This window comes from Methanothrix sp., from assembly GCA_029907715.1.
GTDB lineage: Archaea > Halobacteriota > Methanosarcinia > Methanotrichales > Methanotrichaceae > Methanothrix_B.
The window spans coordinates 1-9,364 of the sequence record JARYLI010000028.1; the positions used below are offsets into that span (position 1 = coordinate 1).

At 49.4% G+C, this 9,364-nt stretch carries 4 protein-coding genes and 2 pseudogenes; 4 read left to right on the forward strand and 2 right to left on the reverse strand.

Annotated elements, in window-relative coordinates; genetic code table 11:
• Positions 1-721: 721 nt before the first annotated feature.
• Positions 722-4,024 carry an S-layer protein domain-containing protein gene (locus QHG98_09520; GenBank protein MDH7597955.1) on the forward strand — a complete coding sequence of 1,101 codons (3,303 nt, stop codon included), beginning with the start codon at positions 722-724 and terminating at the stop codon, positions 4,022-4,024.
• A 233-nt stretch (positions 4,025-4,257) separates the two neighbouring features.
• On the opposite strand, the pseudogene QHG98_09525 reads toward QHG98_09520, so the two are convergent.
• Positions 4,258-4,441, reverse strand: a pseudogene (locus QHG98_09525) (IS1634 family transposase).
• A 1,193-nt stretch (positions 4,442-5,634) separates the two neighbouring features.
• On the opposite strand from QHG98_09525, the gene QHG98_09530 reads away from it, so the two are divergent.
• The 3 genes and pseudogenes from QHG98_09530 (at position 5,635) to QHG98_09540 (ending at position 7,519) form a co-directional block, all read left to right on the forward strand.
• On the forward strand, positions 5,635-6,750 hold the full coding sequence (locus tag QHG98_09530) for a DUF1565 domain-containing protein (protein MDH7597956.1): 1,116 nt from the start codon (positions 5,635-5,637) through the stop codon (positions 6,748-6,750).
• 54 nt (positions 6,751-6,804) lie between these two features.
• Positions 6,805-7,107 (forward strand): annotated as a pseudogene (locus QHG98_09535) (transposase).
• Between the two features lie 118 nt (positions 7,108-7,225).
• The gene (locus tag QHG98_09540) at positions 7,226-7,519 is read left to right on the forward strand and encodes a DUF4277 domain-containing protein (protein MDH7597957.1); all 294 of its coding nucleotides are present in this window, start codon (positions 7,226-7,228) and stop codon (positions 7,517-7,519) included.
• Between the two features lie 299 nt (positions 7,520-7,818).
• Here the strand turns inward: QHG98_09540 and QHG98_09545 are convergent, their stop codons facing one another.
• Complete coding sequence (locus QHG98_09545; GenBank protein MDH7597958.1) at positions 7,819-9,018, reverse strand: hypothetical protein; 1,200 nt, start codon at positions 9,016-9,018, stop codon at positions 7,819-7,821.
• Positions 9,019-9,364 lie beyond the last annotated feature (346 nt).

Here is a 9,364-nt window from a genome sequence, read left to right on the forward strand (position 1 = left end):
AAAAGTGCCTTAATTATGGTCTCCAAATCATAAACTTTTGGTTTTGGAGCATTTATTGATCGCAAATCTAACGATAACGAATCAAATACTTCTAATATTAACTTAATATCGTATAATCTTGTATCCCATCTCTTAAGCATGTTATTTGCTTGTTTTATGGTATATTAAAATTTATCTGAGCTTAACTTTGGAATACAGCATATTCTAATATTAGCATATTAGACACACCCTCCAGATTCTTTTCACGAGAACAAATAAATTTTCAGAGGATGGTGCGCTGCGGGCTTGAATCGCTGTATCATGTCAGGAGTCAATCTCCGCATACAGAGCCCCAAGAATTCCATTGATGAGATTCTTGCGCTCAGTGGTGTGATCGCGCAACCAAACAATAACAGTGAGCTCGAATAACCGATCAGGCTGTCAGGATTCATCGTGAACTTGCATTCTGCCAATGAATACCATATGGCCGCATTCGTCTGAACTCACTGATGCGGGCACACGACACCCACAGCATACAGACATAAAACAACGTGATCCGGCTACACACCATAAAGCCAACTGCCGTAGCATAAGACCAGAAGCTCATCTGCTCAGCCACCCATACATGCCACAGAGTATAATAAGCAGTACGAAACAGATACACGAAAAGCACTGTATATGGGAATACATTTGCATAAAATATATATACGGTAAACAAATAGATACCGGATGGGAGGTGTTCATGTACTGCAAAAGTTTGTTTGTCATCGCGCTCATCGTCATATCAGCTGGATTTTTATCAGGAGGTGTGGCGGAGAATGCAACTGAGAATAAATCTGCTGAGCAGTCCGCAGCACAGGTGACCGCTCCGCCGGATGATTTCTTCTCCACAGGCACCTCCTCCAGCGGTATCACTGTGACGTTCAAGAGGCTGGGAAACAACACAGCAAGAACCCCGGTCTCTCTGTCCAGAAACACTGCTGGGAGCTCAGATGTCGGTGCAGAAGGTAATGCAACATCTGCAAATGCCACAGCAGAGGATAGATCTGCAGACGCTGCAGTGAGCTCTGCTGTGGAGCAGAACCGCACCGCTCAGAGCGCAGCGCCAGCCCTGGCCGCAGCCGCCGGCGCAGCTCCTGCATCTAATGTCTCTGCATCGACTCCCGAGGGGCTCGCTCCTGAGGGGGACCTGACATCAAATGTGACGTCTGAAGGCGGTGCATCAAACGTGACCGCCACCACAGGCGCAGCCGCGAACCTCTCGGCTGTCGTGATCCCGGAGGGTCTCACTCCCGAGGGGAACCTGACATCAAATGTGACATCAGCAATTGCCGGGAACGCAAGCCTGGCAGGCAACCAGAGCCCCGGCCTGGCCGCAGTTCTCGTACCGGCAAACATCTCTGCGGAGAACCTGACCGCGGAGAACATAACCGAAGAGGAGAATGTGACAGAGGAAGTGGTCGAGGAGGTTCCAGAGAAGGTCGCGGAGGAGGAGTTCACAGACAGGATCTGGAGAGAGGGCATGCCGGAGACATACACATGGACACCACAGACATTCTCAGGGTTCTTCTACGATCTCGATGATATGGTCGGCACCGAGAAGCTCACCGTCAGCCTCAGCCGCTCTGGTGACAGATACAACAGGGCCATCGACTCCGGGAATATAAGATACACCAGTGATGTCCAGGATATCAGCTTTGAGTTCGATGACTGGGGCAGGTACCAGGTCATCGGCTTCATGGCGGAGAAGTACTTCGCCGGTTATTCCGATACTGAGGTCGTTGATGATGTGAGTCTGATCAACGAGAACCAGCTAAGGCGCGTGCTGATCGACAGTGATGATGAGAAGACCATCACCTCAGGCTCAGTCCTCCCGCTGGAGGAGGGATACGAGCTCAGGATCAAGGAGATAGACATCAACGGAAACAAGGTCCATCTCGCGCTTGCAAAGGACGGCGAAGAGATCGACAGCAAGGTGATATCCCCTGACAGCCTGAAGAGCGCCACGTACACGTACGAGGAGAAGATCAGCGGCAAGGACGTTCCGCTCATAATGGCCCATGTCTCGAACGTCTTCGCCGGCGCAGAGTCGAGCCTTGTCACGATAGATGGTCTCTTCCAGATATCAGACACATACGCCTCTGTCGAGGAGGGGGACAAGTACGACAAGATGGAGGTGGTCTCGGTCTCCGACTCCGGAATCGAGCTGGAGAACGAGGATTCAGTAACCCTTAGAAAGGGCACCACAGTCAGGCTGATGGGCGGCGTCGGGCTGCAGGTGGCCGACTCTGACATCCTCCGATTTGCACCTGTTGTGGAGAGGACCGGCACCTACGAGGTCAGGGGGACTGTGGTCGATCCTAGCAGAGTGGAGAGCTTCACCTGGACACCATACAACTTCGAGGGATTCTACTACGATATAGATGAGGATATAGGCACAGAGAAGCTTGTCGCGAGGTTCTCTGGAAGCAAGATCGAGGACGGGGATCTGAAGTACGAGACTTCTCCGCAGCCGGTGGAGTTCGAGTTCGGGAGTTGGGGCAAATACGACGTCATCGGTTTCATGGCAGACAAGTACTTCGCTGGCTACAACAACGCCACGCTCTTCACGGATGAGTTCAGCATCATAAACAACGGCGAGCTGAGAAAGGTCCTGATAGACAGCGATGAGGAACGCACGATATCATCAGGATCCGTTCTGCCACTTGAGGACGGCTACGAGCTCCAGATAAAGGAGGTGGATCTCGACGGGAACAAGGTCTGGCTCTCCCTCACAAAAGACGGTGATGAGGTGGACAGCAAGGTCGTCACACCCGCATCAGGAGATCTCGAGGCCTCGACATATACCTACAAGGTGAGGATAAGCTCAGAGGACGTCCCGATAATCGCAGCTCACATAAGCAACGTCTTCCGCGGCAGGGAGGCGGATCTTGCAACCGTCGACGGAATATTCCAGGTCTCTGACACGCCGGAGTCTGTGGAGGAGGGCGACAAGCACGGCAAGATGGAGGTGGACTCGCTCTCCGAAGATGGCATAACTATGAAGAACGACGGCTCGATAAGCCTCGGCCGGGGCAAGGATATCGAGATCATGGGCAACCTGAAGTTCAGGGTGGCTGACAATCCAGAGAGAAACCTCTGCCCGATCGCCCTGCGCGTGGGCAAGACTGAGCCGCTCAGGCTCAATCTGACTGAGGCGATCGTTGGCAAGCCGATCATGATCCAGGTCACATCCGGCGGAAAGGCCGTCAGCGGAGCCAAGGTGCTCGTCGGTGGAAAGGAGATCGGCACAACAGATGCAGGCGGAATGATCAGATACACACCTGATAGGGCTGGAAGCGTTCAGGTTCAGGCGAAGCTGTCAGGATACGAGGACGCGAGCGGAACGCTTCTGGTGAGGTCAGAGGCTGAGCTCAGGAGACTCGTGATAACAGCACCTCCGGAGGTCATGAGAGGCGAGACCTTCGTGGTGACGGTCAGGGGCGGCGCAAATGCCACCCAGCCGATTGAGGGGGCGAACGTGAGCTTAGACGGTGTGCCTGCTGGACAGACAGACAGCAAGGGATCTGTATCCATATCGGTAAATGAGACAGGGGATCACACGATATCTGTGGAGGCATCAGGCTATGACAGGGCGACGAAGAGCGTGAAGGTGCTCTCTCCGATCAGCGTCGTCAGCATGAATGTCACCGGAGATGCGATCGCCGGTAAGCCCCTGAAGATCGTCGCCGAGGTCCAGAACACAGGAAAGACACCCGATACCCGAGGGATACAGCTTCTGGTGAACCGGAACGCCACCGGCAACAAGAGCATCACTGTCGAGCCCGGAAAGATCGAGAAGGTCACGTTTGAGTACAGGCCGAAGGAGCCTGGCGTCTACACATTCGAGGTGGAGGGCATCCAGAAGACCGTGTCCGTCGAGGAGGCGAAGGGCGGATGGCTCGTCTGGGCCGTGGCCCTCCTGATAATCCTGCTCGCTGGAATCGGTGTGTACCTCTACAGGACAGGAGAGCTGGAGGAGCTGAAGAAGCGTCTCAAGATGTGAAGCGGCGCCCGCATCGGGCGCACCACTTTTTTTCAGAGCTCGATCGCCTATCAGCGTCGCCTTTATTTTTCTACCCCTCTCCAACATAGCGCTTTTAAAAAAGCTTAATTCCAGTTATATTTGGGGTTTGATTCTTTATTTGAGTTAATTTAAATATATTTTTATAAGTTATTTTCCCTAATTAGAGGAACCCAAAAATGCGTTTAAAAATATGATTTGCCCCACATTCCGCATTAACGCTCCAGTCCGTAGTATTTTTCGCATGCTGGTCCAAACAGTTTGATTATTTTCAAAGTATTCTCGTTGAGGTTAGCGATTTTCTGGTGTTTCTCGCCGCCATATTGTTGACTTCACAGCGGTGACACCGAGGAACATGAACGCGATCCATTTGAGAGTTGGTTTTTGTGTGGGTTTCTTCGTGTTTGCTCAATATCGTGAGCTTGCTTGAGTTACTGCTCAAGTGAAGCTGCTATCATCGTCATTGGTCATCGGTTAAGGATTTTATGTAAATATATTTACCACGAAATTTGAAAAATTGAGCTTGCGCCAGATTGGAGAGTTTGATTCAAATCGACCGCATGTGGACTTGAGTCCTGATAGCAGTACTAAGGCGAGATAAGACCATTAAGTCCAATTCTACACATGTCGACCCTAACCTATGACGCATGCTATCATCGTGCATGGTCGTTTATCCAGAAATCCGCCAAGAGGGCAATATGCCACTCGGTATACGTTATGCGCATGATGCCATAGGACACAGGACGCCGCATGATAAATCGTTATAAATCGGCATCCTTGCATATCCCTGCCCGCATCCGTCCCTTCATGGCGAGCGCGCCGCGGCCGACTCGAGGCCGCTCCTCACCTTCAATGGGAGCGGCCGAAGCAGGAGGCTCAGCGGCGCTGCGAGGCCGGAACGGATATTACTCACCCGAATCCGCATCCATTGGCCTCGCGCGGGCTCGAGGCAGTACCACATACCCGAACGCTGCTTTTTTGCCCTGGAAAAGGCAGTGTATCGAATTCGCTGTAAATTCGAAACTGATCGGCATGCGTCGAACCAGCATGAGGTCCATTTACAGCAATTTCGGCACACTGCCAAACATGATGCAAGAGGACATTCTAAAATTCTCTTTTTATAATATGGTGACACATTAAAACAAAAGAAAGGTGCGGACAGAACGATCACCTCCAGGGGTTTGAAGAGTTATAGTTCTTTGCGCCACTTCATGTAAATCCATTTAAAAGCTACTGGATATGTTATACTTCATAGATTATTTTATGTGACATGTGATATTATATCAACTTATGCGGAATACTATATTCAACACAGCAACAGCAGGCAAAAATTTAAATGATTAAACACCGTAATTTACTACAGAGATACTATGTCTCAGGAGTTGTGATTTGATCGGCATTGTCCTTACATGCGAAGGCGACATCAATTTTCAACGCTCTTATCCATAAGTATAACCTCAGATACATTGCCCTCGCATGTGCTCGCGGCGAATGAATGAGCACCTGTAGCAAACAGCTTGCATGTACTTCAAGTCGCTGACACACAAGAGCGTACACCTTTTGAGACGTATAATCTCTGGAGGAACATAGCCATGAGAAGAAATATGGTAAAAATACTGATCGTTTTTTTGGTTGCACTGGTGGCTATCCCGTCCGTTTCTGGGCTGGGAAAGACATTATGGGTGGATGCAGATAGAGGTAACGACCGCTTTGGAGACGGAGGGGAAACAAGGCCATTCAAGACCATAACTCATGCATTATCAGTAGCTTCAGCAGGAGATACCATTAAGGTGAGAGCTGCTAGTAGGAAATACGATGAAGCAACTGGAGAGCGATTCCCCATATCGATGAAACCTAAAGTCGCGATAATAGGGGTTAGCCGTCCTACGATTAGTGGTGGATCTCCCTATACTCTCTACGACCCACTTGAGGGAGCAACCACGACCCGTTACGTGTCTGTTCTTGGTGCAGATTCCTCCTTAATTTCTGGGTTTATGTTCTTGGCGAAAGATGGAGAAGGGAGTCCAGGAACTTCAATATTGTGTAACTCCACATCTCCTAGAATCATAGATAATATATTCAGAGCGACAGGAAGCGCACATGCTGGTATAGCTACGCTAGGTACAGCACAGCCACAAATTCAAAAGAACGTATTTCTCGGGTCTCTCAATTGGGGCATAACAGTATATGGTGAAAGCTATCCTACAATCACAGACAACAAGTTCTCAACATCCAACGGAATTGATTGCACATCACGATCACATCCAACAATAGAGAATAACGAAATATCAACAAACGGTGCAGGCATAAGCACAAAAGGTCAGTCATCTCCAACCATCCGCAGAAACACAATAAGCGGCAATGATGGATGGGGGATTATGGTGCGTATGGACTCAACTCCAGCGATCCAAGACAACCTGATCACAGATAACCCAGTTGGTATCTATATCGGTGAGGGGAATCCAATTCCTGATATTGGCGGAGGCGGACGTAGTCACGGAAACAACACCTTCAATAATTCAAACTGGGATATAGAGAACCATTCAAGATATAACATAAGTGCCCGAGCAAACCACTGGTCGAGTCCATTCTGTGAAGATATCTATGCAAAAATCTATGACAAAGAAGAAGAGGCCCGCGTAGGGGAGGTGGATACTGGTATTTGTTTACCCAGAACAACAAGAGTTTCACGTAGAATTTTGGAGTGAACCCCTCCGAGTGGACAATGAGTTAAGCAACATCGATCCATGGAGGGGGAGCAGATGAAGACGACAAGGCGGCGTTATGACCGGGATTTCAAGATATCAGTAGTAGCTGAGCTTGAGTCTGGGAAACCACTGGTTCAGATAGCGCGAGAGCATGGTATTCATCCGAGTCTTCCGTGCAGGTGGAGGAAAAAGCTGACTGAGAATCCAGAAATGGGGTTTAGAGGCAATGGCAACCGGTGCAGCTACGAGGCGAGGATTGCTGAGCTTGAGAGGCTGCTTGGGCAAGTATACGCTGAGAATGAGCTTTTAAAAAACGTTTGCCCTGAGTCAGAAGAAGGTTCGGGAGGAGCGACTGAAACCGGCGCTAGGAGGCGGTACATCCCACATTCCGCATTAACGTTCATTTTCCGAACAATTTTCTCTGCATGGCCTTGCAGTAAACATTTTTAGCTGTTTTGAGTCAGGAGCAGCTTAGATGGAGACAGACACGCGATCGCTGGATCATTTGGGGATAGTTGCGGCGGTTTTCGACCGGCTTGGCATAGCGGATGTTATAGATTCGCGTATGCCGAAGTTGAGGCAGCACAAGCTGGAACATTCGGTGATAGTTAAGGCGATGGTTCTGAACGGTCTTGGTTTTGTGGGTCAGAGGTTGTACCTGTTTCCGGAGTTCTACGAGAGGCTGCCTGTTGAGAGGGCAGTGTGCCGAAATTGCTGCAAAAGTATGGTAGAGAATCCCGACGATCGGAGTTTGCTGTTGGAGTTGTGACAGCAACTGGATCTATTCAAAGTATATATAATGCGCCCTGTATCCCGACTTGAGATGTTCCAAAATCAAGGAGGAGACAGGGCATGGGAGATTCCTATAAACCATCCATGGAAGCTTTATATACTTTAACTACTATTATTAATTATGAATTCTTTTATTGATTAGGCTCTTTTTGAGCTTAAAAAGAAGAACGTGGCACGCAAGCGAGACACGAAGCTTCTTCAGATCTCAGAGTTGATAGACTGGGTGAGGATACATGTCAATGAGGGCACTCAAAGCAACACTTGAGAGGGAATCGATCAGCCCTTCAGTTTGATGTGTAAATACTCATTATATTCCTCTCCACGCTTTGTCTCAACGAAGTTTACCAACAATCCTCTGCTGACATCATATGTAAGCTCCGCAGAGTATGCATCGTTACTAGACACTATGACAACGGTATCGCGGCCGGCATCGTCCTTAGTCACATCGGCCACCACAGTGGTGATGCCAGTTACAGGATCGCTATCTATAACCTGCCCCTGCCTAAGAGAGGCAAGAGATGCAGATGGTATCGCCAGACCTCCAGGCTCGCCTATCCCTCCAGCCAGTTTCTCTTGGCTGTACTGTGCCGGGAATCCGGGAACATACATTGATACACTCTGGGTGTAGGTGTAGCACCTCCTTGTGACATCATCGATTCTTACTTCTATAGAAACGCTTGCTGACATGGATGTGCCTGCCCTTATCGCCTCGTAACTTTTGGTGCCCTCGTACCTCAATAAAGTTCCTGCTCTAACCCAGCTGGGAAGATCCTGGTCTAACCATGGAAGGTTCATCTGCCTGACTCCGATTAGTATGGCCTCAGCTAATGTGGTGATCTTCCCATCTGCAGATGAGACAGAGCTGAATGCAGCCAGAAGCTTTCCATCACTGAGATCGTAGATATGGACGAAGGAAGATCTCTCATCTTCCTGCTGAATCCGTATGGCATTGTACGTCATTGTCCCTATCTTATACGGCATTCGTAGAACTGTCACACCGCCACCGCGTCGATCGTTCAGGTTGGCGAGTGCAGCAGGATGTATATACCAGTCACCACCACCAGGAAGGCCGATAGATGCAGCATGTCTTATCGGAACCAGTGGCCCAGTGTAGCTGGAGTAAAGCCAGGCGTTGACCTTGAGCACAGCAGCCCGCGTGTCTACAGATAGAACATCAACCTGCGTCACTCCATGACCAGCTGCACCAAACAGCTCTTCTCGTCTGTACCTTTTGCCAGAGTTCACCCCAACCCAGTCTCCCTCCTCGTCAGGGATAAACCGCTCATAGGCTGAAGGGATGCTAGCTGTTGCAGAGTAATAACTCAAGCGTGCACCCTCTCTAACCCAGTCCGGTGCAGGTAGGTTTGGAAGACCGGGAATGAGGCCGGATAGATCCTGAGCGTCAGATCCAGTAAAAAATACCATTGTGAGGGCCAGAATGATAAACGATATCCTCACTTTCTTTGGTAGTGCCATATACCAGATACCTCCTGTGGGCATGAAGCCGAGGCGTTCCAACAGGAGTACCCTCTCCTGACAAGTTCTGTGGTGAAGACGAGATATCTGACCCCATCGCTGGGGCGATTCGCCATTCAGCCGGTAAAACGCCTATTTCTAGGATTGTATAGATGCATCTCATGTAGCGTGTAGATACCCGGTGATCTTCTGTGTAATGTCCAATTTATTTATAATTTTGCATGATAGATTTGGATATTTTGAAACGCTCTTAATGATCTAGTGCTCATTAACATTAATTTTTAACTGTATTGTAGTGTCGTTTGAGTTTTGCTCTGGCGTTATCTTTGCTGAACTTCCACCGTAC

Bases quoted from the DNA above. Each gene is read 5' to 3' on its own strand.
- QHG98_09540 (MDH7597957.1), top strand. From the start codon at position 7,226: ATGGAGACAGACACGCGATCGCTGGATCATTTGGGGATAGTTGCGGCG.
- QHG98_09545 (MDH7597958.1), bottom strand. From the start codon at position 9,018: ATGGCACTACCAAAGAAAGTGAGGATATCGTTTATCATTCTGGCCCTC.
- QHG98_09520 (MDH7597955.1), top strand. From the start codon at position 722: ATGTACTGCAAAAGTTTGTTTGTCATCGCGCTCATCGTCATATCAGCT.
- QHG98_09530 (MDH7597956.1), top strand. From the start codon at position 5,635: ATGAGAAGAAATATGGTAAAAATACTGATCGTTTTTTTGGTTGCACTG.